The organism is Delftia sp., from assembly GCF_059499305.1.
On the sequence record NZ_JCABYI010000038.1, the window covers coordinates 185,805 to 212,206 of the forward strand.

25 protein-coding genes are annotated in these 26,402 nt (G+C 63.7%); 2 read left to right on the forward strand and 23 right to left on the reverse strand.

What is annotated here, in order from left to right; all coding sequences use genetic code 11:
- Window positions 1-16 precede the first annotated feature (16 nt).
- From folP to AC5I49_RS27610, 3 genes are all read right to left on the reverse strand, one after another.
- Window positions 17-853 carry a dihydropteroate synthase gene (gene folP / locus AC5I49_RS27600; protein WP_016447468.1) on the reverse strand — a complete coding sequence of 279 codons (837 nt, stop codon included), beginning with the start codon at window positions 851-853 and terminating at the stop codon, window positions 17-19.
- A 138-nt stretch (window positions 854-991) separates the two neighbouring features.
- Window positions 992-2,914 carry an ATP-dependent zinc metalloprotease FtsH gene (gene ftsH / locus AC5I49_RS27605; RefSeq protein WP_016447469.1) on the reverse strand — a complete coding sequence of 641 codons (1,923 nt, stop codon included), beginning with the start codon at window positions 2,912-2,914 and terminating at the stop codon, window positions 992-994.
- A 171-nt stretch (window positions 2,915-3,085) separates the two neighbouring features.
- Window positions 3,086-3,739: an RlmE family RNA methyltransferase gene (locus tag AC5I49_RS27610; RefSeq protein WP_026062160.1), complete on the reverse strand. Its 654-nt coding sequence runs from the start codon at window positions 3,737-3,739 to the stop codon at window positions 3,086-3,088.
- A 31-nt stretch (window positions 3,740-3,770) separates the two neighbouring features.
- Here AC5I49_RS27610 and AC5I49_RS27615 point away from each other — a divergent pair, with 31 nt between their 5' ends.
- Window positions 3,771-4,244 carry a YhbY family RNA-binding protein gene (locus AC5I49_RS27615; RefSeq protein ID WP_012206726.1) on the forward strand — a complete coding sequence of 158 codons (474 nt, stop codon included), beginning with the start codon at window positions 3,771-3,773 and terminating at the stop codon, window positions 4,242-4,244.
- 13 nt (window positions 4,245-4,257) lie between these two features.
- Window positions 4,258-5,052 (forward strand): hypothetical protein, encoded by a 795-nt coding sequence (locus AC5I49_RS27620; protein ID WP_046238475.1) that lies wholly within the window; start codon window positions 4,258-4,260, stop codon window positions 5,050-5,052.
- A 77-nt stretch (window positions 5,053-5,129) separates the two neighbouring features.
- On the opposite strand, the gene AC5I49_RS27625 is transcribed toward AC5I49_RS27620, so the two are convergent.
- From AC5I49_RS27625 to rpsB, 20 genes are all read right to left on the reverse strand, one after another.
- Complete coding sequence (locus AC5I49_RS27625) at window positions 5,130-5,573, reverse strand: DUF4149 domain-containing protein (RefSeq protein ID WP_016447472.1); 444 nt, start codon at window positions 5,571-5,573, stop codon at window positions 5,130-5,132.
- A gap of 44 nt (window positions 5,574-5,617) precedes the next feature.
- A complete protein-coding gene (gene greA / locus AC5I49_RS27630) occupies window positions 5,618-6,094 on the reverse strand; it encodes a transcription elongation factor GreA (RefSeq protein WP_016447473.1) in 477 nt (158 codons plus the stop codon).
- Window positions 6,095-6,345: 251 nt separating this feature from the next.
- Entirely contained in the window at window positions 6,346-9,594 is a 3,249-nt protein-coding gene (carB, locus tag AC5I49_RS27635; RefSeq protein ID WP_016447474.1) for a carbamoyl-phosphate synthase large subunit, read from the reverse strand.
- Window positions 9,587-10,759, reverse strand: coding sequence for a glutamine-hydrolyzing carbamoyl-phosphate synthase small subunit (gene carA / locus AC5I49_RS27640; protein WP_016447475.1), 1,173 nt, complete (start codon window positions 10,757-10,759; stop codon window positions 9,587-9,589). The genes carB and carA overlap by 8 nt, the downstream gene beginning before the upstream one ends.
- A 174-nt stretch (window positions 10,760-10,933) precedes the next feature.
- Window positions 10,934-11,725 (reverse strand): TrmH family RNA methyltransferase, encoded by a 792-nt coding sequence (locus AC5I49_RS27645; RefSeq protein WP_026062159.1) that lies wholly within the window; start codon window positions 11,723-11,725, stop codon window positions 10,934-10,936.
- Between the two features lie 64 nt (window positions 11,726-11,789).
- Entirely contained in the window at window positions 11,790-12,497 is a 708-nt protein-coding gene (gene rnhB, locus AC5I49_RS27650) for a ribonuclease HII (protein WP_016447477.1), read from the reverse strand.
- Window positions 12,460-13,650, reverse strand: coding sequence for a lipid-A-disaccharide synthase (lpxB, locus tag AC5I49_RS27655; RefSeq protein WP_495790174.1), 1,191 nt, complete (start codon window positions 13,648-13,650; stop codon window positions 12,460-12,462). The genes rnhB and lpxB overlap by 38 nt, the downstream gene beginning before the upstream one ends.
- A 21-nt stretch (window positions 13,651-13,671) precedes the next feature.
- Window positions 13,672-14,469 (reverse strand): acyl-ACP--UDP-N-acetylglucosamine O-acyltransferase, encoded by a 798-nt coding sequence (gene lpxA, locus AC5I49_RS27660; protein WP_017404505.1) that lies wholly within the window; start codon window positions 14,467-14,469, stop codon window positions 13,672-13,674.
- A 7-nt stretch (window positions 14,470-14,476) separates the two neighbouring features.
- Window positions 14,477-14,917, reverse strand: coding sequence for a 3-hydroxyacyl-ACP dehydratase FabZ (gene fabZ, locus AC5I49_RS27665; protein ID WP_012206736.1), 441 nt, complete (start codon window positions 14,915-14,917; stop codon window positions 14,477-14,479).
- On the reverse strand, window positions 14,914-15,921 hold the full coding sequence (lpxD, locus tag AC5I49_RS27670) for a UDP-3-O-(3-hydroxymyristoyl)glucosamine N-acyltransferase (RefSeq protein ID WP_016451336.1): 1,008 nt from the start codon (window positions 15,919-15,921) through the stop codon (window positions 14,914-14,916). Before lpxD ends, fabZ begins: the two co-directional genes overlap by 4 nt.
- 24 nt (window positions 15,922-15,945) lie before the next feature.
- Window positions 15,946-16,455 (reverse strand): OmpH/Skp family outer membrane protein, encoded by a 510-nt coding sequence (locus AC5I49_RS27675; RefSeq protein ID WP_016447481.1) that lies wholly within the window; start codon window positions 16,453-16,455, stop codon window positions 15,946-15,948.
- Window positions 16,455-18,752 (reverse strand): outer membrane protein assembly factor BamA, encoded by a 2,298-nt coding sequence (gene bamA / locus AC5I49_RS27680; RefSeq protein WP_016447482.1) that lies wholly within the window; start codon window positions 18,750-18,752, stop codon window positions 16,455-16,457. Before bamA ends, AC5I49_RS27675 begins: the two co-directional genes overlap by 1 nt.
- Window positions 18,753-18,797: 45 nt before the next feature.
- Window positions 18,798-20,168 carry an RIP metalloprotease RseP gene (rseP, locus tag AC5I49_RS27685; RefSeq protein ID WP_034347698.1) on the reverse strand — a complete coding sequence of 457 codons (1,371 nt, stop codon included), beginning with the start codon at window positions 20,166-20,168 and terminating at the stop codon, window positions 18,798-18,800.
- Window positions 20,169-20,250: 82 nt separating this feature from the next.
- A complete protein-coding gene (gene ispC / locus AC5I49_RS27690; protein ID WP_338500102.1) occupies window positions 20,251-21,429 on the reverse strand; it encodes a 1-deoxy-D-xylulose-5-phosphate reductoisomerase in 1,179 nt (392 codons plus the stop codon).
- Complete coding sequence (locus AC5I49_RS27695; protein WP_016447485.1) at window positions 21,426-22,280, reverse strand: phosphatidate cytidylyltransferase; 855 nt, start codon at window positions 22,278-22,280, stop codon at window positions 21,426-21,428. Before AC5I49_RS27695 ends, ispC begins: the two co-directional genes overlap by 4 nt.
- Before the next feature lie 13 nt (window positions 22,281-22,293).
- Window positions 22,294-23,040, reverse strand: a complete 747-nt coding sequence (uppS, locus tag AC5I49_RS27700) for a polyprenyl diphosphate synthase (RefSeq protein ID WP_016447486.1) — start codon at window positions 23,038-23,040, stop codon at window positions 22,294-22,296.
- 35 nt (window positions 23,041-23,075) lie between these two features.
- Window positions 23,076-23,636, reverse strand: coding sequence for a ribosome recycling factor (gene frr / locus AC5I49_RS27705; RefSeq protein WP_016447487.1), 561 nt, complete (start codon window positions 23,634-23,636; stop codon window positions 23,076-23,078).
- Window positions 23,637-23,679: 43 nt separating this feature from the next.
- Window positions 23,680-24,402, reverse strand: a complete 723-nt coding sequence (gene pyrH, locus AC5I49_RS27710) for a UMP kinase (protein WP_016447488.1) — start codon at window positions 24,400-24,402, stop codon at window positions 23,680-23,682.
- 65 nt (window positions 24,403-24,467) lie between these two features.
- Window positions 24,468-25,364 carry a translation elongation factor Ts gene (tsf, locus tag AC5I49_RS27715; RefSeq protein WP_016447489.1) on the reverse strand — a complete coding sequence of 299 codons (897 nt, stop codon included), beginning with the start codon at window positions 25,362-25,364 and terminating at the stop codon, window positions 24,468-24,470.
- 114 nt (window positions 25,365-25,478) lie between these two features.
- The gene (gene rpsB / locus AC5I49_RS27720; protein ID WP_016447490.1) at window positions 25,479-26,231 is read right to left on the reverse strand and encodes a 30S ribosomal protein S2; all 753 of its coding nucleotides are present in this window, start codon (window positions 26,229-26,231) and stop codon (window positions 25,479-25,481) included.
- Window positions 26,232-26,402: the final 171 nt, after the last annotated feature.

Consider the following 26,402-nt stretch of genomic DNA (forward strand, 5'->3'; position numbering starts at 1 on the left):
AGTGCTCCTTTGTTGTTCAGTCGTTGTCGTGCATGGTCTGCCAGACCGTCAATGCCGCCACCGTATCGGCCACGTCGTGCACGCGCACCACGCGCGCGCCACGCTCCACCGCCAGCAGTGCCGCCGCCACGCTGGGCACCATGCGCTGGCCCTGTGGACGGCCACTGACCTGCCCGAGCGAGCCCTTGCGCGACCAGCCGGCCAGCAGCGGGAAGTCTAGGCCCAGCAATTCATGCTGGCGTGCAAGCAGGGAAAAATTCTGTGCCACGCTTTTGCCGAAGCCGATGCCATAGTCCCAGACGATGCGCTCCCGCGCCACGCCCCGGGCCAGCAGGGCATCGCTGTGCAACTGCAGGAAATCGCGCACGGCGGGCACGGCATCGCCTTGCATGGGCGTGGTCTGCATGTCCTGCGGCGTGCCATGCATGTGCATGAGACAGATGCCGCAGCTCGGGTGCGCGGCCACCACCTGCTGCGCGCCCGGCTGGCGCAGCGCCCAGATGTCGTTGACGATGTCGGCCCCCAGATCCAGCACGGCCTGCATGACCTCGGGCTTGTAGGTATCGACGGAGACAGGCACGCCCAATTGCACCGCGCCCTGCACAACAGGCAGCACGCGCCGCAACTCCTCATCCAGCGGAACAGCCGGTGAGCCGGGCCTGGTGGACTCGCCGCCAATATCGAGGATGTGCGCGCCCTCACTGACCAGTTGCTCTGCATGCCGCAAGGCCTGCTCCACCGTGTTGTGCCGCCCGCCGTCGGAAAACGAGTCGGGCGTCACATTGACGATGCCCATGACCAGTGGACGCTGAAGGTCTAGAACAAAGCGCGAAGTCTGCCATTGATGCGGCATGGGATTTCCTGAAGGTAGGCGCCCGCCGGACCGGGTTCATCGCTGGCCGTTGCGGGCAATTGAACACATCCTGCAAGCAAAGCAAAAGGGCCCCTCAGGGCCCTTTGCATGGGATTGACCGATTCTGCGGCAAGCAGCTCAGGCCGTGGTGGGCGCAGGGTCGGCATCCACTGCCGGCGTGCCGCCGGACGAGTTGCCACCGTCGGACGACGGAGGGTTGCGCGGCACCCAGTCCTTGGGAGGACGCGGCTCACGGCCGGCCATGATGTCATCGAGCTGCTCGGCGTCGATGGTTTCCCAGTCGAGCATGGCCTTGGCCATGGCATGCATCTTGTCGGAGTTGTCCTCGATCAGCTTGCGCGCCAGTCCGTACTGCTCGTCGATGATGCGGCGAACCTCCTGGTCCACCTTCTGCATCGTCTGCTCGCTCATGCTGTTGGTCTTGCTCATCGAGCGGCCCAGGAAAGGCTCGCCTTCCTGCTCCGCATAGACCATGGGACCCAGCGCGTCGGTCATGCCGTAGCGGGTGACCATGTCGCGTGCGATCTGCGTGGCCCGCTCGAAGTCGTTGCTCGCGCCCGTGGTCATCTGGTTCATGAACACTTCTTCGGCAATGCGTCCACCGAACAGCATGGCGATCTGGTTGAGCATGAACTCCTTGTCGTAGGAGTAGCGGTCCTTCTCGGGCAGGCTCATGGTCACGCCCAGCGCACGGCCGCGCGGGATGATGGTGACCTTGTGCACGGGATCGCACTTGGGCAGCAGCTTGCCGATCAGTGCGTGGCCTGCCTCGTGGTAGGCCGTGTTGCGGCGCTCTTCCTCGGGCATGACCATGCTCTTGCGCTCGGGACCCATGATGATCTTGTCCTTGGCCTTCTCGAAGTCCTGCATCTCGACGGTGCGCGCATTGCGGCGCGCGGCCATCAGGGCTGCTTCGTTGCAGAGGTTGGCCAGATCGGCGCCCGACATGCCAGGCGTGCCGCGCGCGATCACGCCCGGGTTCACGTCCTGGCCTACAGGGATCTTGCGCATGTGCACATTGAGGATCTGCTCGCGGCCACGGATGTCGGGCAGCGTCACATACACCTGGCGGTCGAAACGGCCGGGGCGCAGCAGCGCCGCATCCAGGATGTCGGGACGGTTGGTTGCAGCCACGACGATCACGCCGAGGTTGGTTTCAAAACCGTCCATCTCGACCAGCATCTGGTTCAGGGTCTGTTCACGCTCATCGTTGCCACCGCCCAGGCCTGCGCCGCGCTGGCGGCCCACGGCGTCGATTTCATCGATGAAGATGATGCAGGGTGCATTCTTCTTGGCGTTCTCGAACATGTCGCGCACGCGGGCCGCGCCCACGCCGACGAACATTTCCACGAAGTCGGAGCCCGAGATGCTGAAGAACGGGACCTTGGCTTCACCAGCGATGGACTTGGCCAGCAGCGTCTTGCCGGTACCCGGAGGACCGACCAGCAGCAGACCACGCGGAATACGGCCGCCGAGCTTCTGGAACTTGTTGGGGTCCTTCAGGAAGTCCACGACTTCCTTGACCTCTTCCTTGGCTTCGTCGCAGCCTGCAACGTCGGCAAAGGTCACGGTGTTGTTGTTCTCGTCCAGCATGCGCGCCTTGCTCTTGCCGAAGCTGAAGGCACCGCCCTTGCCGCCGCCCTGCATCTGGCGCATGAAGTACACCCACACGCCGATCAACAGCAGCATGGGCCCCCAGCTGACGAGCAGGGTCATGAGGACCGAGCCTTCTTCGCGGGGCTTGACGTCGAACTTGACGTTGTTGTTGATCAGGTCACCCACGAGCCCGCGATCCAGGTAGGTGGCGGTGGTGCGCACCTTGCGGTCATCGTTGGTCGTGGCCACGATCTCGGTGCCGCCGGGGCTTTCCTGGATGGTGGCGCTCTTGATGCGATTGCTTCGCACCTCTTCCAGGAACTCGGAGTAACCGACATGGGACGCGCCAGCGCCGCCACGGGTGTCAAATTGCTTGAACACCGTAAACAGCACCATGGCGATGACCAGCCAGACGGCAATTTTTGAAAACCACTGATTGTTCAAGCGGGGCTCCAATGGGGGATACAGATAAAACGACTTCCAGCGTGCTCGAAGCGTATTTGCGGTCCATTTTAGGTGTTTCAAGCTGGCTGGTCGCCTATATCCCTCTATAGCAGCCATAGCTTGAATACGGTCTTGACCCGGGTCAGGGCAGCGCCGGGCGGCTGCACAGGGCTACTTGAGCCCCATGCCCACCAAAAACGTCTCCGAAGACTTGTCACGCGAGGACTTGGGCTTGATCGGCTTGACCACCTTGAAGGTCTGCCGGAACAGCGCAACCAGGTCATCGTAGGCCCCGCCGTGGAAGAGCTTCACCACCAAGGCGCCTTCAGGTTTCATATGGTGGATGGAAAAATCAACCGCCAGTTCGACCAGCAGCGCAATGCGCGCCGCATCCGTCGTGCCGTTGCCCGACAGGTTGGGAGCCATGTCGGAGACCACCACGTCGGCCTTGCCCCCGCCCAGGGCCTCCTGGAGCTGGGCCAGAACCGGCTCCTCGCGGAAATCGCCCTGGATGTACTGCACGCCCTCAATGGGCTCCATGGGCAGCAGATCCAGCGAGATGATGCGGCCGTTGAGAGCGCCGACGGCCGCCCCGTTGGGCGACAGGCAACGGCGCACATACTGGCTCCAAGCCCCGGGTGCGCAGCCCAGGTCCACCACCGTGGCACCCGGCCGGATGAGCTTGAGCTGCTCGTCGATCTCCTTGAGTTTGTAGGCCGCGCGCGCGCGGTAGCCGTCCTTCTGGGCGGCCTTGACGTAAGGATCGTTGACGTGGCTGTTGAGCCAAGCCTTGTTGACCTTCTTGCTTTTTGTTTGGACTTTCATGCTGGATTCTTTCAGCCTCGATAATACGGCCATGCCCCAAATTCAATTGACTCCCGCCGAGCGCCGGGAACACCGCGCCAACGCACACCACCTGGACCCCGTGGTCCTCATCGGGGGTGACGGCCTGACGGCTGCCGTGCAAAAGGAGGTCAACGCCGGCCTTAACGCACATGGCCTGATCAAGGTCCGTGTCTTCAACGACGACCGCGCCGCACGCGAGCAGATGTATCTGCAGCTGTGCGACGAGCTTGGCGCTGCACCCATTCAGCACATCGGCAAGCTGCTGGTGCTCTGGCGCCCCATGCCGGAAAAGGAAAAAGCCATCGACGAGAACCGCATGCCCGGCCCTCGCGATGTCAAGCTGCTCAAGTTCAGCAAGCGCTCGGGCCAGAAGCCCGAGGTCAAGCAGATCCGCGTGCTGGGCAACCAGCGCCTGACGGCAGGTGGCCAGGTCAAGCGCGCCAAGCCCAAGCAGAAGTCGGTCAAGAAGCGTCAGGCAGACTGAGTCCGCCGCATCCATGACCGTAGCATCCCATGCCGCCAGCGTGGCCCAGGCCGCGCAACCGCCCTCCGCCTCCCCCTCTGCGCAGCAGCGCTTCGTGATCTGCATGAAGTGGGGCAAGAAGTACGGTCCGGAGTATGTCAACAGGCTCTACGCCATGGTGCGTCGGCATCTGAAGGGCGATTTTCGCCTTGTCTGCCTGACCGATGACGGCGTGGGGATTCGCGACGAGGTCGAATGCCTGCCGATTCCTCCGCTGAACCTGCCCGCGGGCATTCCGGAGCGTGGTTGGAACAAGCTCGCCACCTTCAGTGCCGACCTGCACGGCCTGCGCGGCACGGCGCTGTTTCTTGACGTGGACGTGGTCATCACCGGGCCGCTGGACGATTTTTTCACCGAGCCCGGCGAATTCCTGATCATCCACGACTACAAGCGTCCGTGGCGCATCACGGGCAATTCCTCGGTGTACCGCTTCGAGCTGGGTGCCCACCCCGAGGTGCTGGACTACTTCCGCACGCATTTCGAAGAGATACGCCGCAACTTTCGCAATGAGCAGGCCTATCTGTCCGACATGCTGCACAAGCAAGGCAAGCTCAAGTACTGGCCGCAGGCCTGGTGCCCCAGCTTCAAGTACCACTGCATTCCCGCCTGGCCGACGAACTACTGGAAGCCGCCCTTCGTGCCGGAGGGTGCGCGCGTGGTGATCTTCCACGGCGAATGCAACCCGCCCGACGCGTTGGCCGGCCGGCGCAATCGGCGCTTTCGCTATATCCGGCCTGCCACCTGGGTGGCCGAGCACTGGCACGAGTGAGCAGCTCGACCCACAAAAAAACGCCCGCGCTTGCGGGCGTTTTTGTTTGGCATGGTGCCGAACCGGCAGGACCGGGATCAGGCCGTGGCCCGGGTGTTCGCTTGAGACGAACGGCCTATGCGCCACAGCACGACGAGCGCACACAGCCACTGCAGCGCATACATCACCGTGCCCACGCTGTGCCACAGCTTGAGGTTGTCGCGTGCAACGATGCGCGGCGACACGCCGTACTGGACGACAAATGCCAGCAGCATGCCTGCGATCACAAAGCCCAGGCAGGCCTTGGCCCAGGGCTGCAGGACCGACTCCTTGCTGCGCCGGGACAGGACCAGCAGCACGGCCGCGCAGGCGATGGACACCCAGGTCTGCGCGGCAAACAGCTTGGCAGCCATGAAGCCCGCGACAGCCGGCGTGGGCAAGTGGGCGAACAGCATGGGCACGGCCATGAAGCCGATGGCCGACAGGCTGCCCCACCACAGGGCAGCAGCCAGCAGGGGAACGCGCTCGTACAGGTTGCTCATGGGCTTAGGCCTTCCTCAACGATCGAGGCACAGACACCGACGCATCAGAGGTAGCGCACCGACACCACTTCATAGCGGCGCTCGCCGCCCGGTGCCTGCACGACAGCGGTATCGCCTTCTTCCTTGCCGATCAGCGCGCGTGCGATGGGGCTGGAGACGTTGATCAGGCCCAGCTTGAGATCGGCCTCGTCCTCGCCGACGATCTGGTACTTGACCGTGTCGCCGCTGTCCTCGTCTTCGAGTTCAACCGTTGCACCGAAGACCACGCGGCCGCCGGCATCCACGGCGGAGGGATCGATGATCTGGGCTGCGGACAGCTTGCTCTCTACCTCGGCAATGCGGCCCTCGATGAAGCCTTGGCGGTCCTTGGCGGCCTCGTACTCGGCGTTTTCGCTCAGATCGCCCTGGGCACGGGCCTCGGCGATGGCCTGGATGATGGAAGGACGCTCCACGGTCTTCAGACGGTGCAGCTCGTCCTTGAGTTTCTCGGCTCCGCGCTTGGTGATGGGAATGGTGGCCATTGAAAAGTCTCCATGTGCAGCAAACGCCGCGCGTTGCGCGGCTTCTTTGGCACAGGCGGGCCGGCAGTATGGCGGCAGGGCCTGCGCCCCAAAAGCAAACCGCCGCACGTTGCCGCGCGGCGGTTTCATCAAGTCATGTGGTCCATTATGCCGCGTTTGACCACCAGCTTCGGTGGGAAAACCCGGCGGCACTGTCGGACAGTGCCGCCGGCTGCACCTCGTCAGAAACGAGGGGCGGCAGTGCGGAAGGATCAGGCCGTCTGCAGCTGGGCGTGCAGTTCCTGGACGGAGTGCACATCCATGTTGCCCATGGACTTCATGCCTTCGACGGCGGCTTCGGCACCGAAGATGGTGGTGAAGGTGGTCACGCGCGCCAGCAGGGCGCTGGTGCGGATGGCGCGCGAGTCGGCGATGGCGTTGCGGCGCTCTTCCACCGTGTTGATGACCATGGCGATCTCGCCGTTCTTGATCATGTCCACGATGTGGGGGCGGCCCTCGGTCACCTTGTTGACGAGCTGCACCTCGATACCTGCCTCGGAGATGGCCGCTGCCGTGCCGCGCGTGGCGCACAGCACGAAGCCCATGGCAGCCAGTTCCTTGGCCACGGCCACGGCGCGCGGCTTGTCGGCGTTCTTCACGGTCAGGAAGACCTTGCCCTGGGTGGGCAGTGCCACGCCGGCGCCCAGCTGGCTCTTGACGAAGGCTTCGCCAAAGGTCTTGCCCACGCCCATGACTTCGCCGGTGGACTTCATCTCGGGGCCGAGGATGGTGTCCACGCCCGGGAACTTCACGAACGGGAAGACGGCTTCCTTGACGCTGAAGTACGGCGGCGTGACTTCCTTGGTGATGCCTTGCTGGGCCAGCGTGTCGCCGGCCATGCAGCGCGCAGCCACCTTGGCCAGCTGGATGCCCGTGGCCTTGGAGACGAAGGGCACGGTGCGCGAGGCACGCGGATTGACTTCCAGCACGTAGATCACGTCGCCATCGGCCGTTTCCTTGATGGCGAACTGCACGTTCATCAGGCCGACCACGCTCAGCGCGTTGGCCATGGCAGCCGTCTGGCGCTTGATCTCGGCCACGGTCTCGGGCTTGAGGTAGTAAGGCGGCAGCGAGCAGGCGGAATCGCCCGAATGCACGCCGGCCTGCTCGATGTGCTCCATCACGCCGCCGATGAAGACGGCGCCTTCGCGGTCACGCACGCAGTCCACATCGCACTCGATGGCGTTGGACAGGAAGTGGTCCAGCAGCACGGGCGAGTCATTGCTGACCTTGACGGCTTCGCGCATGTAGCGCTCCAGGTCGCGCTGCTCATGCACGATTTCCATGGCACGGCCACCCAGCACATAGCTGGGACGCACGACCAGGGGGTAGCCCAGGCCGGCCGCCTTTTCCAGCGCTTCGGGCTCGGTACGGGCCGTGGCATTGGGCGGCTGGCGCAGGCCCAGTTCATGCAGCAGCTTCTGGAAGCGCTCGCGGTCTTCGGCCGCGTCGATCATGTCGGGCGTGGTGCCGATGATGGGCACGCCTTCCTTTTCCAGGCCCAGGGCGAGCTTCAAGGGCGTCTGGCCACCGTACTGCACGATGACGCCGACCGGCTTCTCGACAGCCACGACTTCGAGCACGTCTTCCAGCGTCAGCGGCTCGAAGTACAGGCGGTCCGAGGTGTCGTAGTCGGTGGACACGGTTTCGGGGTTGCAGTTGACCATGATGGTTTCATAGCCGTCCTCGCGCATGGCGAGCGCGGCATGCACGCAGCAGTAGTCGAACTCGATGCCCTGGCCGATGCGGTTCGGGCCACCGCCCAGCACCATGATCTTTTTCTTGTCCGTCGGCTCGGCTTCGCACTCCTCGTCATAGGTGGAGTACATGTAGGCGGTGTCGGTGGCGAACTCGGCAGCGCAGGTGTCCACGCGCTTGAACACGGGGCGCACGCCCAGTGCCTTGCGCGCCTCGCGCACGGCCTTGTCGGTGCTGTGCAGCAGCTTGGCAAGGCGGCGGTCGGAGAAGCCCTTTTGCTTGAGCGTGCGCAGCGTGGTGGCGTCCAGTGCAGCCAGCGCGGCATCGCCCTTTTCCTCGTAGACCTTGTCCAGTTCGAGTTCGATCTTGACGATCTCTTCGATCTGCACGAGGAACCACTTGTCGATCTTGGTGATGTTGTGCACTTCGTCCAGCGTCCAGCCGGCAGCAAAGGCGTCACCCACATACCAGATGCGGTCCGGACCTGGTTCGCCGAGTTCCTTTTCGAGGATCTCGCGGTCCTGGGTCTTTTCGTTCATGCCGTCCACGCCGACTTCCAGGCCGCGCAGCGCCTTCTGGAAGGATTCCTGGAAGGTGCGGCCAATGGCCATGACCTCGCCCACGGACTTCATCTGCGTGGTCAGGCGGTTGTCGGCAGCCGGGAACTTCTCGAACGCGAAACGCGGGATCTTGGTGACCACGTAGTCGATCGAGGGCTCGAACGACGCAGGCGTCTTGCCGCCCGTGATGTCGTTCTTGAGTTCGTCCAGCGTATAGCCCACGGCCAGCTTGGCAGCGACCTTGGCGATGGGGAAGCCCGTGGCCTTGGAGGCCAGCGCCGAGGAACGCGACACGCGCGGGTTCATCTCGATGACGATCATGCGACCGTCCTTCGGATTCACCGAGAACTGCACGTTGGAGCCACCCGTGTCCACACCGATCTCGCGCAGCACCGCCAGCGAGGCGTTGCGCATGATCTGGTATTCCTTGTCGGTCAGCGTCTGCGCAGGCGCCACGGTGATCGAGTCGCCAGTGTGCACGCCCATGGGGTCCAGGTTCTCGATGGAGCAGATGATGATGCAGTTGTCCGCCTTGTCGCGGACGACTTCCATCTCGTACTCCTTCCAGCCGAGCAGCGATTCCTCGATCAGCAGCTCATTGGTCGGGGACGCTTCCAGCCCGCGCTTGCAGATGGTCTCGAACTCTTCGGGGTTGTAGGCAATGCCGCCGCCCGTGCCGCCCAGCGTGAAGCTGGGGCGGATGACGGTGGGAAAGCCCATTTCCTTTTGCACGGCCCAGGCTTCGTCCATCGAATGGGCGATGCCCGAGCGTGCCGAACCCAGGCCGATGCGCGTCATCGCATCCTTGAACTTGAGGCGGTCCTCGGCCTTGTCGATGGCCTCGGGCGTGGCGCCGATCAGCTCGACCTTGTACTTGTGCAGCACGCCGTTGCGCCACAGGTCCAGCGCGCAGTTCAGCGCGGTCTGGCCGCCCATGGTCGGCAGGATGGCGTCGGGACGCTCCTTGGCGATGATCTTCTCGACCGTCTGCCAGGTGATGGGCTCGATGTAGGTGACGTCGGCCGTGGCCGGGTCGGTCATGATCGTGGCAGGGTTGCTGTTGATCAGGATGACCTTGTAGCCCTCTTCGCGCAACGCCTTGCAGGCCTGCACGCCGGAGTAGTCAAACTCGCAGGCCTGGCCGATGACGATGGGACCGGCGCCAATGATCAGAATGCTTTTGAGGTCGGTGCGCTTAGGCATTTTTGTGTTTCTCCATCAGCGCCGTGAAGCGGTCAAACAGGTAGGCGATATCGTGCGGGCCGGGCGAAGCCTCGGGGTGGCCCTGGAAGCAGAACGCAGGCTTGTCCTTGTGCTCAAGGCCTTGCAGCGTGCCGTCGAACAGGCTGATGTGCGTGGCGCGCAGCGTGTCGGGCAGGGACTCCATCTCCACGGCAAAACCGTGGTTCTGGCTGGTGATGCTCACGCGGCCGTTGTCCAGGTCCTTGACGGGGTGGTTGGCGCCGTGGTGGCTGTTGGCCATCTTGAAGGTCTTGGCGCCAGCGGCCAGGGCCATGATCTGATGACCCAGGCAGATGCCGAAGACGGGCTTGCCGGACTCCACCAGTTCCTTGGTCGCGGCAATGGCGTAGTCGCAGGGCTCCGGGTCGCCAGGGCCGTTGGACAGGAAAACGCCGTCGGGGTTGAGTGCCAGCACATCCTTGGCGGGCGTCTTGGCCGGCACCACGGTCAGCTTGCAGCCGCGCTCGGCCAGCATGCGCAGAATGTTGAACTTCACGCCGAAGTCATAGGCCACCACATGGAAACGCGGGGCCTGCTGCTGGCCGTAGCCTTCGCCCAGCTTCCACTCGGTTTCCGTCCATTCGTACTGCTGGGCGGCGCTCACCACCTGGGCCAGATCCAGGCCCTTCATGCTGGGGGCCGCCTTGGCCGCAGCCAGTGCCTCGTCGATGCGCGCCTGGGTCACTTCTTCGCCAGCGGCCAAACCGACGATGGCGCCGTTTTGTGCGCCCTTGTCGCGCAGCAGCCGTGTGAGCTTGCGCGTGTCGATGTTGGCAATCGCCACCGTGCCGCTGCGCGTGAGGTAGTCGGGCAGGGTCTCGGACTTGCGGAAGTTGCTGGCCAGCAGCGGAAGGTTCTTGATGATCAGGCCCGCCGCATGGACCTTGCCAGCCTCGACATCCTCTGCGTTGACGCCGTAGTTGCCGATGTGCGGATACGTGAGCGTCACGATCTGCTGGCAGTAGCTGGGGTCGGTGAGGATTTCCTGGTAGCCGGTGATTGCCGTGTTGAAAACGACTTCACCAACCGTGGTGCCTTGCGCACCGATCGAGTTGCCAACAAAGACCGTGCCGTCTGCGAGCGCCAGGATGGCGGATGGGAATGCTCCCTTGAGAGACAAAAGCACTGGGTTCTCCGGTTCTAATTACGGTTACGCCCAGCGTGCCGCACGGACGGGTCCGTGCGGTTTACAGCTTGTCTGCAGGGGGTGGCGAGGAAGCGTCGCTAGGCGTATTGTGGAATGCTTGAAAGCCGCCCATTATAGGCTGGTCGCGCTTCAGCCTCCTGACAGGAGGCGGGATTACCCTTGACGTGAGCCGGCACTCACGCTGCTTGCGTGCAGGCATATCGCCGCTGCCGCAGCCACGTTCAGAGACTCTTCACCACCCGGCTGGCCGATGCGCACATGCTGCGCCGCCTGCTGCATCAGCGCCTCGCCAACGCCCTGCCCTTCATGGCCCATGGCCCAGGCGCACGGCCAGGGCAGAGCGGCGCTCTGGATCAGTTCACCTTGATGGGAGCTGGTCACGATCAGGGGCAAGCCAAGCGCATTCAGGTCCTCGGGTGACGCCGACTCCACCAGGTGCAGCCCGAAATGCGCGCCCATTCCGGCGCGCAGCACCTTCTGGCTCCACAGCGCAGCCGTGCCCTTCAAGGCCACGATCTGGCCGAAGCCGAAAGCGGCCGCACTGCGAAGAATGGAGCCCACGTTGCCTGCGTCCTGCACACGGTCGAGCACCACGGTGGCCACGCCGGCACGCACGGCCGCCGACGCCTGCCAGTCCATCAGAAAGCCGATGCGCGCCGGAGACTCCAGTCCGCTGACCTCGGCAAACACGGCATCGGACAGCACCACGCACTTGCCTGCGCCCTGCACCCACTCCAGCGGCACCTGAGGCCAGAAGGACTCGGCCACCACGGCCACGGCGGGCTGCATGCCGCGCGCCAGGGCAGCACGGCACAGATGGTCCCCCTCCAGCCAGACACGTCCTTGTTTGCGGTAGGCCCCGCTGTCCTGGGCAAGCCTTCGCAAATCCTTGACCAGGGCGTTGTCACGGGACTGGATCGATGTAGCGGCAGGTTGTCGGCTCATGGCAAGGCTTCCGGGCAAAGAGAACAGCGAAGAACAGCGCCACGGGCGCAGAAAGCGAAGGCGCTCAGGCCGACAGCAGCAAGGCCTGCGCGCCCTGCGCCGCAGCGGCCACGCGGGCGGCTGCCAGCGGCTCGGCCCTGCGGGCAATGCTCACGACATGGGCCACGGGCGCGAAGGTTCGTCGGTGCTCCTGGCAGGCGCCATGCAGGCGCAGCGCGGCAAGATGGGCCGCCGTGCCATAGCCCTTGTGGCCGTCGAAGCCGTATTCCGGGTATTGCTCATGCAGGCGCTGGCACCACCGATCCCGCGTGACCTTGGCAAGAATGGAGGCCGCCGAGATGGACTGCACCAGGGCATCGCCCTTGACGATGGCCTCGGCCTGCACATCCAGCACGGGCAACTGGTTGCCATCCACCAGAACCAGTACCGGCTTCAATCGCAGGCCCAGCACCGCGCGGCGCATGGCCAGCAGCGTGGCCTGCAGGATGTTCAGGCGATCGATCTCTTCGACCGAGGCCTCGGCAATGCTGCAGCACAGCGCCTTGGCACGGATCTCGTCATAGAGTGCCTCGCGGCGCGCAGCCGTGAGCTTCTTGGAATCGTTCAGGCCCTCGATGGGATGGAGATCGTCAAGAATGACAGCGGCGGCCACCACGGGGCCGGCCAACGGGCCGCGGCCCGCTTCGTCCACGCCCGCAACCAACCCCGGCGGATGCCAGGGCAGGCACGCCTGTTCAGGCGGCAGTGGGGGCAATGATTTTCTCGATCGCATGGGCGGCCAGTTCGGCAGTATCGCGCCGCAATTCATGGTGCAGCGCTGTGAAGCGCTGTACCAGCGCTTCGACGGTTGAAGGGGAATGCTCGCAGGCCTGCAGCCATTGCAGCACGGCCGCGCTCAGCGCCTGGGGCGTTGCCGCATCCTGGATCAGCTCGGGCACGACGAAATCGCCGCACAGGATGTTGGGCAGGCCCACCCAGGGCTGCAGCTGCTTGCCACGCATCAGACGCCAGCTCCACGGGTGCATGTTGTAGCCGATCACCATGGGCCGCTTGTACAAGGCGGCTTCCAGCGTGGCCGTGCCGCTGGCTATCAGCGTCACGTCACAGGCTGCCAATGCGTCATGGGACTGGCCGCGCACGATGTGCAGCGACGAAGCCATGCCGGCTTGCGCGGCAATGCGCTGCAGCTCGTCGAATTGCGAAGGCACAGCAGGCACTACTATTTTAATAGCTGGCAGCGCCTTCCGAACCAAAGCTGCCGCCTGAAAGAAGCGGGCAGCCAGGTAACGTATTTCAGAGCGCCGACTGCCGGGCAGTACGGCCAGCACCAGACCATCTTCGGGCAGCCCCAACCGGCGGCGTGCACCGGCGCGGTCGGGCTGCAGCGGAATCACGCTGGCCAGGGGATGGCCCACGTAGGTCGCGTCTATGCCATGGCGGGCCAGCAACTCGGGTTCAAAGGGGAAGATGCACAGGACATGATCGGCCGCGCGGCGGATCTTGTCGACGCGATCGGCACGCCAGGCCCAGATCGAAGGACAGACGAAATGCACGGTCTTGATGCCCGCAGCACGCAGATCGGTTTCCAGCCCCAGGTTGAAGTCCGGCGCGTCGATGCCGACAAAGACGGCCGGCCGCTGCTGGAGCAGTCGCTGACGCAGCTGGCGTCGGATATTCAGAATCTCGGCCAGCCGGCGAAACACTTCCCAGCTGTATCCATGCACGGCCAAGCGCTCGCTGGACCACCAGGCTTCAAAGCCGCGCTGCTGCATCTGCAGCCCGCCGATGCCAAAGGCCGAGGCCTCTGGCCAGCGGGACTGCAGCCCACCCAGGAGCAAGGACGCCAGCAGGTCGCCAGAGGTTTCTCCGGCGACCATGGCAATCGATGGACTCAGGCGCGCCGATGGCGCCGCGTTCTCTGTCATGCCGTCCTTTCGCGCGCCAGATCAGCGCGCAATGCCCCGGGTCGAAGCCGCCAGGAAATCCAGCATCAGCGATACATCGGCCGCGGCCTCGGGCAGTTCACCCTCCAGCGAAGCAATGGCTTCTCGCGCAGCTTCAAGGGTCAGTCCCTGGCGGTACAGCAGACGGTGCATCTGCTTGACGGCCTGAATGCGCTGCGGCCCGAAGCCGCGACGGCGCAAGCCTTCGATATTGAAGCCGCGCACGGCCAGCGGATTGCCATCCACCATCATGAAGGGCGGCACATCCTGCGAGATATGACTGGCAAAGCCGGCCATGGCATGGGCGCCCACCTTGGTGAACTGGTGCACACCCGTCAGGCCGCCCAGGATGACATGGTCGCCCACGTGCACGTGGCCGGCCAGAGTGGCGTTGTTGGCCAGGATGGTGTGGCTGCCGACAACGCAGTCATGGGCCACATGCACATAGGCCATGATCCAGTTGTCGTCGCCGATGGCCGTGACGCCCTGGTCCTGCACGGTACCGGTGTTGAAGGTACAGAACTCCCGCACCGTATTGCGATCGCCGATAACCAGCCGGGTAGGCTCGCCTGCGTACTTCTTGTCCTGGGGCTGCGCGCCCAGGGACGCGAACTGGAAAATCCGGTTGTCGCAGCCAATGCGGGTATGGCCTTCGACAACGCAATGCGCGCCGATGGTGGTGCCGGCGCCGATTTCCACATGCGGTCCGATGACGGCATAGGCGCCGACCGACACCGACGAATCCAGCTGCGCAGCGGAATCTATCAGTGCCGTGGGATGGATGCGTTCAATGCCAGCCATGCGCCCGTCAGCCCACGTTGCGCATGGTGCACATCAGCTCGGCTTCGCAGGCCACTTCGTCTTCGACGCGAGCCACGCCCTTGAACTTCCAGATGCCGCCGCGCACACGGTCGATGGTGATCTCCAGCACCAGCTGGTCGCCCGGCTCCACGGGACGCTTGAAGCGCGCCCCGTCGATGCCCACGAAGTAGTAGATGTTGTTTTCGTCGGGAACCTGGCCCATGGCATCGAAGGCCAGCAGGCCGGCAGCCTGCGCCAGCGCCTCCAGGATGAGCACGCCCGGCATGACGGGACGGCCTGGGAAATGGCCCATGAAATAGGGCTCGTTGAACGTGACGTTCTTGATCGCCTTGATGCGTGTATTGCGCTCAAGCTCCGTGACCTTGTCCACCAGCAGGAAGGGGTAGCGGTGGGGCAGTTGCTTGAGAATTGCGTGAATATCCATCATTGCGTTCCGTTATGGCCTTGATCCGCCGATTGCTGCAGTTGCCGCTCCAGGGCCTTGATGCGATCGCGCATGGAGTGCAGCTGCTTCAGCGTCGCAGCATTTTTTTCCCATTTGGCGTTTTCATCCACGGGAAACATGCCCGTGTAAACACCTGATTGTGTCAGCGAACGGGTCACTACCGTCGCTGCCGAAATATGCACCCGGTCAGCCAGCTGCAGATGGCCCAGCACGATGGCCCCGCCTCCCACGGTGCAATGCGCGCCAATGCGCGCGCTGCCGGCCACCCCCACGCAGCCGGCCATGGCCGTATGCCTGCCGACGTGCACGTTGTGACCGATCTGGATCAGGTTGTCGAGCTTGACCCCATCCTCGATCACCGTGTCGTCCAGCGCACCCCGGTCTATGCAGGTATTGGCGCCGATTTCCACATCGTCGCCGATCCGCACGCCGCCGAGCTGCTCGATCTTCACCCATGCGCCGTTCTCGGGCGCGAACCCAAAGCCGTCCGCCCCCAGCACCACGCCGGAATGCAGCAGACAGCGCGCGCCCACATGGCAGTTCTCGCCAATGGTGACGCGCGACTTGAGCACGGTGTGGGCACCGATCGTGGCACCCTCCTCGACCACGCACAGCGGGCCAATGGTGGCCGATGCATCAACGATGGCGCTCTCGTGCACCACGGCGCTCGGATGGATACCGGCCGGCGCCACGGGCCTGCAGTTTCGCTTCCACCACTGCGTGGCCCTGGCGAAATACGCATACGGATCAGGGACCACGATGCAGGCACCCCGCTGCTGCGCCAGCTCGCGCATGGCGGGCGCCACAATAACGCAGGCCGCCTCGGAGGCGGCCAGTTGCTGGCGGTAGCGGGGGTTGCTCAGAAAACTGAGATCCCCGGCCCCGGCAGAGTCCAGCGGTGCGATGCGGGAGATGGACATCTCCCTTTCGCCACCGACCAACTCGCCACCGAGTGCATCGAGGATCTGGCCCAACAATACGCTCACGGCATGCAGCCCTGGACAGCTGGCTTACTTGCCGCCGCCGTTCAGCGCCTTGATCACCTTGTCAGTGATGTCGTACTTGGGGTTGATGTAGACGGCTTCCTGAAGGATGACGTCGTACTTCTCGGATTCGGCCACTTGCTTGACCACCTTGTTGGCGCGTTCCAGCACCTGGGCCAGTTCTTCGTTCTTGCGGGAGTTCAGGTCTTCCTGGAACTCACGGCGCTTGCGCTGGAACTCGCGGTCCTGATCCACCAGCTGGCGCTGGCGCGAGACGCGCTGGCTTTCGGCCATGGTGGGAGCTTCACGCTCGAACTTCTCCGAAGCGCTCTTGAGCGAGTTGCCCTGGTCAATCAGCTCCTTCTCACGCTTGGAGAATTCCTGCTCCAGCTTGGACTGCGCAGCCTTGGCAGTCGATGCTTCACGGAAGATGCGATCCGTATTCACAAAGCCGGCCTTGAACTCCTGGGCGTGCGCGGAAACGGCCATGGCGCCAAGCAGCACAGCCAGGGAAAAATGGCTAGATAGAGATTTCATTAGAAAGAGGTTCCGATTTGGAATTGCAGTCGCTGGATTTTATCCCCGGTCTGCTTGCGGATGGGTTGAGCAAAGGCCAGGCGCAGGGGACCCAGCGGGGAAATCCAGCTGATGCCCAGGCCCGTGGATGCCCGCAGCTCCCCGAGATCGAAGTTCTCGTTGGCTCCGTAGACATTGCCCACATCGAGGAATGTAAAAAGACGCAAAGTCCTGTCATTGCCGGCACCAGGGAACGGAACCATGAACTCGGCGTTCAATGTCACCTTCTTGGAGCCGCCAAGCGCCAGGTTTTCCTTGGTGTCGCGCGGACCCAGCGAGCCCTGCTCGAAGCCACGCACCGAGCCCAGGCCACCCGAGAAGAAGTTCTTGAACAGCGGGAACGGACGGCCATTGAGGCCCTTGCCGTAGCCCAGTTCACCGTTCAGTGCCAGCGTGTACTTCTTGCTCAGCGGGATGTACTGCTGGATCTGGTAGTTGGCTCGCACATACCGGGCCTCGCCACCCACCGACCATTCGGTGTTCAGGCGCTGGTAGAGACCGGAGTTGGGCGCCAGCGCGCTGTCGCGGCTGTCGCGCGACCAGCCCAGGGTCAGCGGTATGCCCGTGTTGGAGTAGCCGTACTTGTCGGCATAGTCCTTGTACGCCTGGGGCAGGTAGGTGCCGGGCTTGATTTCGGAGCGTTCAACGCCGCCGCCGAAGTAAACGGTGTCGATCTCGCTGAAGGGAACGCCAAAGCGGACGCTGCCGCCCGAGGTGACGATCTTGTAGGCCGCATCGTCGTAGTAGGGACGGTCAGTGCGGTAGTACAGGTCGTAGGTGCGCGAGATGCCGGTGTCCGTGAAGTACGGGTCCGTGGTCGACAGCACCATGGTGCGGCGGTACTTGCTGGTGTTCACGTCCACGCCCAGGTAGTTGCCCGAGCCGAACACGTTTTCCTGCTTGATGCCGAAGGACAGCGAAACCTTTTCAGCGCTGGAAAAACCAGCGCCCAGCTGCAGCGAGCCGGTGGGCTTTTCAGCCACCGAGATGACCAGATCCACCTGATCAGGCGAACCCGGCACTTCCTGGGTTTCGACGTTGACTTCGGTGAAGAAGCCCAGACGGTCCACCCGGTCGCGCGACAGGCGAATCTTGTCGCCGTCGTACCAGGAAGCCTCGTACTGGCGGAATTCGCGGCGGATCACTTCGTCGCGCGTGCGGTTGTTGCCGCTGAGATTGATGCGTCGCACATAGGCGCGGCGAGAAGGCTCGGCGTGCAGCACCAGGGCCACCCGGTTGGTCGCACGGTCGATGTCCGGCACGGCCTCGACGCGCGCGAAGGCAAAGCCGAAGTTGCCGAAGTGCTCGGTGAAGGCCTTGGTCGTTGCCGTGACCTGATCGGCGTTGTAGGGCTCGCCGGGCTTGATCTTGACCAGGGACTTGAATTCGTCGTCGCGGTCCAGGTAGTTGCCTTCCAGCTTGACGCCGGAGACCACGAAGCGCTCGCCTTCATGGATGTTCAGGGTCAGCGAGATGGTCTGCTTGTCGGGCGAGATCGCCACCTGGGTGGAGTCCACGCGGAATTCCAGGTAGCCACGCTGCAGGTAGTAGGAGCGCAGCGTTTCCAGGTCGGCGTTGAGCTTGTTGCGCGCATAGCGGTCCGACTTGGTGTACCAGCTCATCCAGTTGCCGGTGTCCTGGTCAAAAAGGTCCTTGAGCGTGGATTCGCTGAAGGCCTTGTTCCCGACGATATGGATCTCGTTGATACGGGCGGGATCACCTTCGGTCACCGTGAAGGTCAGGTTGACGCGGTTGCGCTCGATGGGCGTGACCGTCGTGACGACTTCGGCGCCATACAGGCTGCGGTTGATGTACTGGCGCTTGAGCTCCTGCTCCGCGCGGTCGGCAAGTGCCTTGTCGAACGGACGACCCTCGGCCAGGCCCACATCGCGCATGGCCTTTTGCAGGGTTTCCTTGTCGAATTCCTTGGTGCCGGCGAAGTTCACTTCGGCGATGGTCGGGCGTTCTTCGACCACGACGACGAGCACGTTGCCGTTGGCTTCCAGGCGGATGTCCTTGAACAGGCCCAGTGCGAACAGCGAGCGGATGGCGGCTGCGCCCTTGTCGTCGTCATACTGGTCTCCCACGCGCAGGGGGATGGAAGCGAAGACCGTGCCCGGCTCCACGCGCTGAAGACCTTCGATGCGGATGTCCTGTACGCGGAAGGGCTCCAGTGCCCAGGCTGCATTGGCAGCCAAAACCATGGCAGCCAGGGTCGATGCAGCGCGCACGCCCAGGCGATTGATACGTTTAGTCATGAATGGATTTGCCGCCGCTGCGGCTTGCCGAAAACGGCTGAAAAGTTAGCCCCAAAGCCGGTTGATATCGTTGAAAAAGGCGACGGACATCATCATCATCAAAACCGCCACGCCTGCACGCTGCAAGCGTCCGGCCCAGACTTCCGACACGCTTCGGCCAGTCACGCCCTCCCAAAGATAATACATCAGGTGCCCACCATCGAGCACCGGCAGGGGGAGCAAGTTGAGAACCCCCAGGCTGATGCTGATCAGCGCCAGGAACGAGAGATATTGGACCAGGCCCATGCTGGCCGAACGCCCCGCGTAGTCGGCAATGGTCAGGGGCCCGCTGATGTTCTTGAGCGAGGCCTCGCCGATCACCATGCGGCCCATCATGCGCAGTGTCAACGACGACAGCTCCCAGGTGCGCTGCACGCCGGCCCACAGGCCCTCCAGCGGACCGCGCTGCACCAGCGCCATTTCCGGGGCGCTGCCGATGTAGGCGCCGATGCGGGCGATGCTTTCCTTGCCGTCTTCCGATCGGCCCAGGTCGGGCAGCACCGGGATCTGCAACTGCCGCCCCTCGCGCTCCACCAGCCAGATCTGCTGCCGGACCTGGCCCGATGCGCCCATCTTGCGGATGAGATTGCGCAGCTGCGTGCCATCGTCCACCGAGGTGCCACCCACGCGCAAAACCAGATCGCCCGGGCGCAGGCCCGCCTTCTCGGCGGCACCACCGGCAATCACCTTGTCCAGCACGGGCTGCGTCCAGGGACCAAGCAAGCCCAGGCGCTCGAAGAAGGCGGCATCGGGCTCGCCCTGAACCTGCCCAGCCAGCGCGAGCCGCAGTTCGGACGGGGCGGTGCGGCGGGCCTGGAGCACCTCCATGCGCACGGACTCGTCATCGAGCGCTGCACGGGTCAGCGTCCAGCGCAGATCATTGATGGAGCGGACCTCTTCCCATTCCTGGTCACCCAAAGCCATGCGCAGCACGCGATCGCCGCCTTGAACACCCGCCATCTGCAGCACCGTGCCTGCTGGCGGTGTTGCCAGCCGTGCAACGGGCTCCTGCATGCCGACCCAATTGACGATGGCCAGCAGCGCAATGGCCAGCACGAGATTGGCCACGGGACCTGCGGCCACGATGGCTGCACGCGCACGCAGCGGCTGGGTGTTGAATGCCAGATGGCGCTGGTCGGCAGGTACCTCGCCCTCACGCTCATCGAGCATGCGCACATAGCCGCCAAGGGGCAGTGCACCGATGACAAATTCCGTGTCCGAACCCTTGCGCTTCCATCGCAGGATGGGGCGGCCGAATCCGACGGAAAAGCGAAGCACCTTCACGCCGCAAGCCACGGCGACGCGGTAGTGGCCCCACTCATGCACGGCAATCAGCAAGCCCAGTGCGACCACGAATGCGACAACGGTCAGCAACAATTGATACTCCTTTGAATCCAATGCGCCTCTGGATTCCGCCGCAGGCCCATCAAGAAAACCATCCTGACCTGCGAAGCCGGCATCACAGCTGCCACTGCCGCGCCACGGTCTGCGCGATTTCGCGCGCCTGCGCGTCCAGGGCCAGCAGGTCTTCCAGACTGCCCAGTGTAGGCGGCAGCAAGGTCTCGAGCGTGCGCAAATTCACAGCGTGGATACGGTCAAATGCCAGGCGCCGCTCCAGGAAGGCGGCAACGGCGACTTCGTTGGAAGCGTTGAGAACCGCCGTGGTTCCCTCGCTGGCGTGCAGCGCCTGCCAGGAAAGGTGCAGGCCCGGAAAGCGCACGGCATCCGCCTCCTCGAAGGTCAGGGCCGACAGCTTGGCGAAATCCAGGGGCGCCGCACCGCTGGCGATGCGGCGGGGCCAGGCCAGGCCGCAGGCGATGGGCACGCGCATGTCGGGCGTACCCAGTTGCGCGAGCACCGAAGCATCCTTGAACTGCACCATGGAGTGCACGATCTGCTGCGGATGGATGACGACCTTGATCTTGTCAGGCGCCATGTCGAACAGCCAGCGGGCCTCGATCACCTCCAGCGCCTTGTTCATCATGGTGGCCGAGTCCACGGAGATCTTGCGCCCCATGGAGAAATTCGGGTGCGCGCAGGCCTGCTCCGGCGTGATCTCGGACAGGGTGGACGGATCGCGCAGGCGAAAAGGCCCGCCCGAGGCTGTGAGCAGCAGACTGTCCACGCGATCGGGCCAGCTGGTGCGGTCTTCGGGCAGGCACTGGAAGATGGCCGAGTGCTCACTGTCTATGGGCAGCAGTGTTGCGCCGTGGCGCTTGACGGTGTCCATGAACAGTGCACCGCCAACCACCAGCGCCTCCTTGTTGGCCAGCAGCAGGCGCTTGCCGGCGCGTGCGGCGGCCAGGCAAGGCGCCAGGCCCGCCGCACCGACGATGGCCGCCATGACGGCATCGGCTTCAGGATGCGAGGCGATCTGCTCCAGCGCGTCAGGCGACTGCAGCACTTCGGTGACCAATCCATTGCTGCGCAGCTGCTCAGCCAGCAGCCTTGCATGCGGCGCGCTGGCCATGACGGCGTAGCGGGGCTTGAATTCGGCACACTGGCGCAGCATCAGGTCCACCTGCGTGGCCGCGCTGAGCGCAAAGACTTCGTAGTGATCGCGGTGGCGCGCCACCACATCCAGCGTATTGGTACCGATGGAGCCTGTGGAGCCCAGGACGGTGATTTTCTGCTTCATGAATGCGCGAAAGAGGAAAGCATCAGGGCCAGCGGCAGGGTCGGCAGCAGGGCATCGACGCGGTCGAGGACGCCGCCATGACCGGGCAGCAGGCCACTGCTGTCCTTGACGCCGACGCTGCGCTTGACCAGGGATTCGACCAGGTCGCCGACCACGCTCATCGCGGCCATGAAAACAACCGCCAGCAGCAGGAACCAAGCCCCGCGCGCCAGCAGCAATGAATAGAAACTGGGCACGGCCACCGCGTAGTGGCGGTCAGCCCAGACCCAGACCAAGGCCAGCACCACAACGCCTGCCATGCCGCCCCATACGCCTTCCCAGCTCTTGCCGGGGCTGATCGTGGGAGCCAGCTTGGATTTGGTGAATTTCAGGCCCAGGGTCCGTCCTGCGAAATACGCGAACACATCGGCCACCCAGACCAGCACCAGCACCGACAGCAGGAAGTTGATGCCCATCATGCGCGCCTGCACCACGGCGACCCAGGCCAGCCACAAGGCAAGCACTCCACCGACCAGGCGCACAGGCGCTGCAATGCGAGGCCAGCCAGCCACGCCGGCACGCAGCAGCGCCCCGCCACCCAGCACCCAGGCAGCACCGGCAACAATCCAGAGCGCTGACAGCGGACGCTCCAGCCAGCCGGCAGCCCAGGCGCCCAGGCACATCGCCGTGCAGATGGCGCCTATGCCGATGGCGCCCGCGGTGCCAAAGCCGTTGAGACGCCCCCATTCCCAGGCACCTGCCGCCATGAGCACGAGCACGACCACGGCGAACGGAATACCCGTGGGATAGAACAGCGCAGGCAACAGGATGGCCAGCAGGATCAGGGCGGTGATGACTCGCTGCTTGAGCATGGCTCCCCCTTGTTCAGGACGTCTGCGGATGGGACGACGTCGGTTGTGATTGTTGTACTTGCGCGGAAGTCTGGCCGAAGCGCCGCTCGCGTGAAGCGAAAGCCGCGATGGCCTCGTCCAGGCAGGCCTCATCGAAATCAGGCCACAAGCTGTCACTGAAGAAAAGCTCGGAATACGCAGCCTGCCACAGCAGGAAGTTGCTGATGCGCATTTCCCCGCCGGTACGGATCAGCAGATCCGGGTCGGGCACATGGGCCAGCGCGAGCGCGCGGTCCAGGCTCTGCGGGGTGATGGGCTCGCCCTTCTCTGCCAGCCGGGCAGCTGCCTGTGCAATGTCCCAGCGTCCGCCGTAGTTGAAGCAGACGTTGAGAACCAGGCGATTGTTGTGCGCAGTGACGGTCTCGGCCTGCGCAAGGCCCGCGCACACTTTATCGCCCAGGCCACTGCGGTCACCGATGAAATGCAGGCGCACGCCGTCGCGGCTCAGTTGCTGCACTTCCTTGGCAAGCGCATTGGCCAGCAGGCCCATGAGACCGGAAACCTCCTCTTCGGGACGGTTCCAGTTCTCGGAAGAGAAAGCGAAGACGGTCAGGACCTGCACGCCGCGCTGGACGCAGGCGCGGGCGCAGCGGCGCAGTGATTCCACGCCCTGCTTGTGGCCGGCCAGTCGCGGCAGAAAGCGGCGATTGGCCCAGCGTCCATTGCCATCCATGATGACGGCAATATGGCGCGGCACCGCGCCGGAGTCTTGTTTGGTCAAAGGTACGGACCCTGAGGCAAATGAGGCAGGACGCCTCAGACCGCCATGATGTCTTGTTCCTTGGCCGCCACCAGCGTATCGATCTCGGCGATGTGCTTGTCGGTCATCTTCTGGACATCGGCTTCGCAACGCTTTTGATCGTCTTCCGAGGCTTCCTTGTCCTTGACCAGCTTCTTGACGGCTTCGTTGGCATCGCGGCGCAGGTTGCGCACGGCGACCTTGGAAGCTTCGCCTTCATTGCGCGCCAGCTTGGTCATTTCCTTGCGGCGCTCCTCGCTCATGGGAGGCATGGGCACGCGGATCAGGTCGCCCAGCGAGGCGGGGTTCAGGCCCAGATCGCTTTCGCGGATGGCCTTCTCCACCTTGGCCGACATGCTCTTTTCCCAGGGCTGGACGCTGATGGTGCGCGCGTCAAGCAGGGTGACGTTGGCCACCTGGGACAGCGGCACCATGGAGCCGTAGTACTCCACATGGATGGAGTCCAGCAGCGATGGATTGGCACGACCGGTGCGCACGCGCGCAAGATTGTTCTTGAGCGCTTCGATGGACTGGCCCATCTTGGACTCGGTGGTCTTCTTGATGTCTGCAATCGTCATGTTCTTGTTCCTTGAAGAGCTGTGTAACGCGGTATCAAAACACTCAAGCGTACACCAGCGTGCCCTCGTCCTCGCCCATGACCACGCGCTTGAGCGCGCCGGGCTTGACGATGGAGAACACCCGGATCGGCAGCTTCTGATCGCGGCACAGCGCAAAGGCGGTGGCGTCCATGATGCCCAGGTTGCGCGAGATGGCCTCGTCGAAAGCCAGCTTGTGGTAGCGGGTCGCGTCGGGGTTCTTCATCGGGTCGTCGGTGTAGACACCGTCGACCTTGGTGGCCTTGAGCACCACCTCGGCGCCGATTTCAGCGCCACGCAGCGCGGCGGCCGTGTCGGTCGTGAAGAACGGGTTGCCGGTGCCGGCAGCGAACACCACCACCTTGCCCTCCTCGAGGTACTGCAAGGCCTTGGGGCGCACATAGGGCTCCACGACCTGCTCGATGGCAATGGCTGACATCACGCGGGCTGTCAGCCCCTGCTTGTCCATGGCATCGGCCAGGGCCAGGGCATTCATGACCGTGGCCAGCATGCCCATGTAGTCGGCGGTGGCACGGTCCATGCCGACCGAGCCGCCAGCCACGCCGCGAAAGATGTTCCCCCCACCGATCACCACCGCCACCTGGACACCAACCTTGGTGACCTCGGCAATTTCGGAAACCATGCGCTCGATGGTCGCACGGTTGATGCCGAACGAGTCATCCCCCATGAGTGCCTCACCGGACAGCTTGAGCAGGATGCGCTTGTGGGCCGGTGTGGCGTGGGTCATGGTGTTTCTCCGAAGTGGTGGATGATGATGGATGGTGAAGGGAACGGTTCGGTCGCCCGGAAGGATCAGGCGCCGGCCTTGGCGGCAGCCACCTGGGCAGCCACTTCGGCAGCGAAGTCGTCGACCTTCTTTTCAATGCCTTCGCCGACCACGTACAGGGTGAAGCCCTTGACGTTGGTGTTGGCGGCCTTGAGCATCTGGGCCACGGTCTGCTTGCCGTCGGCAGCCTTCACGAAGACCTGGTCGGCCAGCGAGACTTCCTTCAGGTACTTCTGCACCGAGCCTTCGACCATCTTGGCGACGATGTCGGCAGGCTTGCCGGACTCGGCAGCCTTGGCGGCAGCAACGGTACGCTCCTTCTCGATCAGCTCGGCGGGCACGTCGGCGCTGGTCACGGACACGGGCTTCATGGCGGCCACGTGCATGGCGACATCCTTGGCAGCCGTGGCATCGCCGTCGAACTCGACGACCACGCCGATGCGCGAGCCGTGCAGGTAGGAAGCCAGGCTGGAGCCTTCGAAGCGCTTGAAGCGGCGGAAGGACATGTTTTCGCCGATCTTGCCGATCAGGCCCTTGCGCACGTCTTCCAGCGTGGGACCGAAGCCGTCCTGCTCATAGGCCAGTGCGCTCAGCGCGGCCACGTCGGCGGGGTTTTGCTCGGCGACCAGCTTGGCGGCGGCGTTGGCCATCGCGATGAAGCTGTCGTTCTTGGACACGAAGTCGGTTTCGCTGTTGACTTCGATCATGGCACCCTGGTTGCCATTGATGAAGGCGGCGATCACGCCTTCGGCGGTCACGCGCGAGGCAGCCTTGCCAGCTTTGGTGCCGAGCTTGACGCGCAGCAGCTCTTCCGCCTTGACCAGATCGCCTTCGGCTTCGGTCAGGGCCTTCTTGCACTCCATCATGGGCGCGTCAGTCTTTGCGCGCAGTTCAGCCACCATGCTTGCGGTAATTGCAGCCATCGTATTTCTCCAATGTCAGTTCGATTCGTTACAGGATTTCGGCTTAAAAAAACGGGGCTACCCTGAGCCCCGCTTTTTATTCGGCGACGAGGTCGCTCAGCCGGACAAGCTCAATCAGGCAGCGGATTCTTCCACTTCCACGAACTCGTCACCGCTCTCGCCGGATGCGGCCTTGACCACGTCGGTCAGTGCAGCAGCGCGGCCTTCCAGGATCGCGTCGGCGATGCCTTGGGCGTACAGTTGCACGGCCTTGGCAGAGTCGTCGTTACCGGGGATGACATAGTCGATGCCTTCGGGATTGTGGTTGGAGTCAACCACGCCGACCAGGGGGATGCCCAGCTTCTTGGCTTCGGCCACGGCAATCTTGTGGAAGCCCACGTCGATCACGAAGATGGCGTCGGGCAGGCTGTTCATGTCCTGAATGCCGCCGATGTCCTTTTCCAGCTTTTCCAGTTCGCGAACGAACATCAGCTGTTCCTTCTTGCTCATGGCTTCCAGACCGGCTTCCTGCTGAGCCTTCATTTCCTTCAGACGCTTGATGGACGTCTTGACGGTCTTGAAGTTGGTCAGCATGCCGCCCAGCCAGCGCTGGTCAACGAAAGGAACGCCAGCGCGCTGGGCTTCGGCAGCCACCAGCTCGCGGGCCTGACGCTTGGTGCCGACCATCAGGATGGTGCCGCCGTTGGAAGCCAGCTGCTTCACGAACTTCTGGGCGTCCTGGAACATCGGCAGCGACTTTTCCAGGTTGATGATGTGGATCTTGTTGCGGTGGCCGAAGATGAAGGGGGCCATCTTGGGGTTCCAGAAACGGGTCTGGTGACCGAAGTGGACGCCTGCTTCCAGCATATCGCGCATAGTGACGGACATATGAATACCTCAAAGGTTAGGTCTAAAATCCAGCCCGACAATTGCCCCTGGATACAGGAAGCAACACCTTGAAGGGACTGGTTTGCGATTGACTTTGCAACGGGGGTTGCAAGCATGGGCAGGCATTCATGACGAACACCTCGCACCCCAAAGCCATCACCTGATCTCCGG

Bases quoted from the DNA above. Each gene is read 5' to 3' on its own strand.
- bamA (WP_016447482.1), bottom strand. From the start codon at position 18,752: ATGACTAAACGTATCAATCGCCTGGGCGTGCGCGCTGCATCGACCCTG.
- lpxB (WP_495790174.1), bottom strand. From the start codon at position 13,650: ATGACAGAGAACGCGGCGCCATCGGCGCGCCTGAGTCCATCGATTGCC.
- ispC (WP_338500102.1), bottom strand. From the start codon at position 21,429: ATGAAGCAGAAAATCACCGTCCTGGGCTCCACAGGCTCCATCGGTACC.
- fabZ (WP_012206736.1), bottom strand. From the start codon at position 14,917: ATGATGGATATTCACGCAATTCTCAAGCAACTGCCCCACCGCTACCCC.
- AC5I49_RS27625 (WP_016447472.1), bottom strand. From the start codon at position 5,573: ATGAGCAACCTGTACGAGCGCGTTCCCCTGCTGGCTGCTGCCCTGTGG.
- greA (WP_016447473.1), bottom strand. From the start codon at position 6,094: ATGGCCACCATTCCCATCACCAAGCGCGGAGCCGAGAAACTCAAGGAC.
- pyrH (WP_016447488.1), bottom strand. From the start codon at position 24,402: ATGACCCACGCCACACCGGCCCACAAGCGCATCCTGCTCAAGCTGTCC.
- AC5I49_RS27620 (WP_046238475.1), top strand. From the start codon at position 4,258: ATGACCGTAGCATCCCATGCCGCCAGCGTGGCCCAGGCCGCGCAACCG.
- AC5I49_RS27615 (WP_012206726.1), top strand. From the start codon at position 3,771: ATGCCCCAAATTCAATTGACTCCCGCCGAGCGCCGGGAACACCGCGCC.
- rnhB (WP_016447477.1), bottom strand. From the start codon at position 12,497: ATGCGATCGAGAAAATCATTGCCCCCACTGCCGCCTGAACAGGCGTGC.
- rpsB (WP_016447490.1), bottom strand. From the start codon at position 26,231: ATGTCCGTCACTATGCGCGATATGCTGGAAGCAGGCGTCCACTTCGGT.
- frr (WP_016447487.1), bottom strand. From the start codon at position 23,636: ATGACGATTGCAGACATCAAGAAGACCACCGAGTCCAAGATGGGCCAG.
- AC5I49_RS27695 (WP_016447485.1), bottom strand. From the start codon at position 22,280: ATGCTCAAGCAGCGAGTCATCACCGCCCTGATCCTGCTGGCCATCCTG.
- AC5I49_RS27610 (WP_026062160.1), bottom strand. From the start codon at position 3,739: ATGAAAGTCCAAACAAAAAGCAAGAAGGTCAACAAGGCTTGGCTCAAC.
- carB (WP_016447474.1), bottom strand. From the start codon at position 9,594: ATGCCTAAGCGCACCGACCTCAAAAGCATTCTGATCATTGGCGCCGGT.
- folP (WP_016447468.1), bottom strand. From the start codon at position 853: ATGCCGCATCAATGGCAGACTTCGCGCTTTGTTCTAGACCTTCAGCGT.
- AC5I49_RS27675 (WP_016447481.1), bottom strand. From the start codon at position 16,455: ATGAAATCTCTATCTAGCCATTTTTCCCTGGCTGTGCTGCTTGGCGCC.
- AC5I49_RS27645 (WP_026062159.1), bottom strand. From the start codon at position 11,725: ATGAGCCGACAACCTGCCGCTACATCGATCCAGTCCCGTGACAACGCC.
- tsf (WP_016447489.1), bottom strand. From the start codon at position 25,364: ATGGCTGCAATTACCGCAAGCATGGTGGCTGAACTGCGCGCAAAGACT.
- lpxA (WP_017404505.1), bottom strand. From the start codon at position 14,469: ATGGCTGGCATTGAACGCATCCATCCCACGGCACTGATAGATTCCGCT.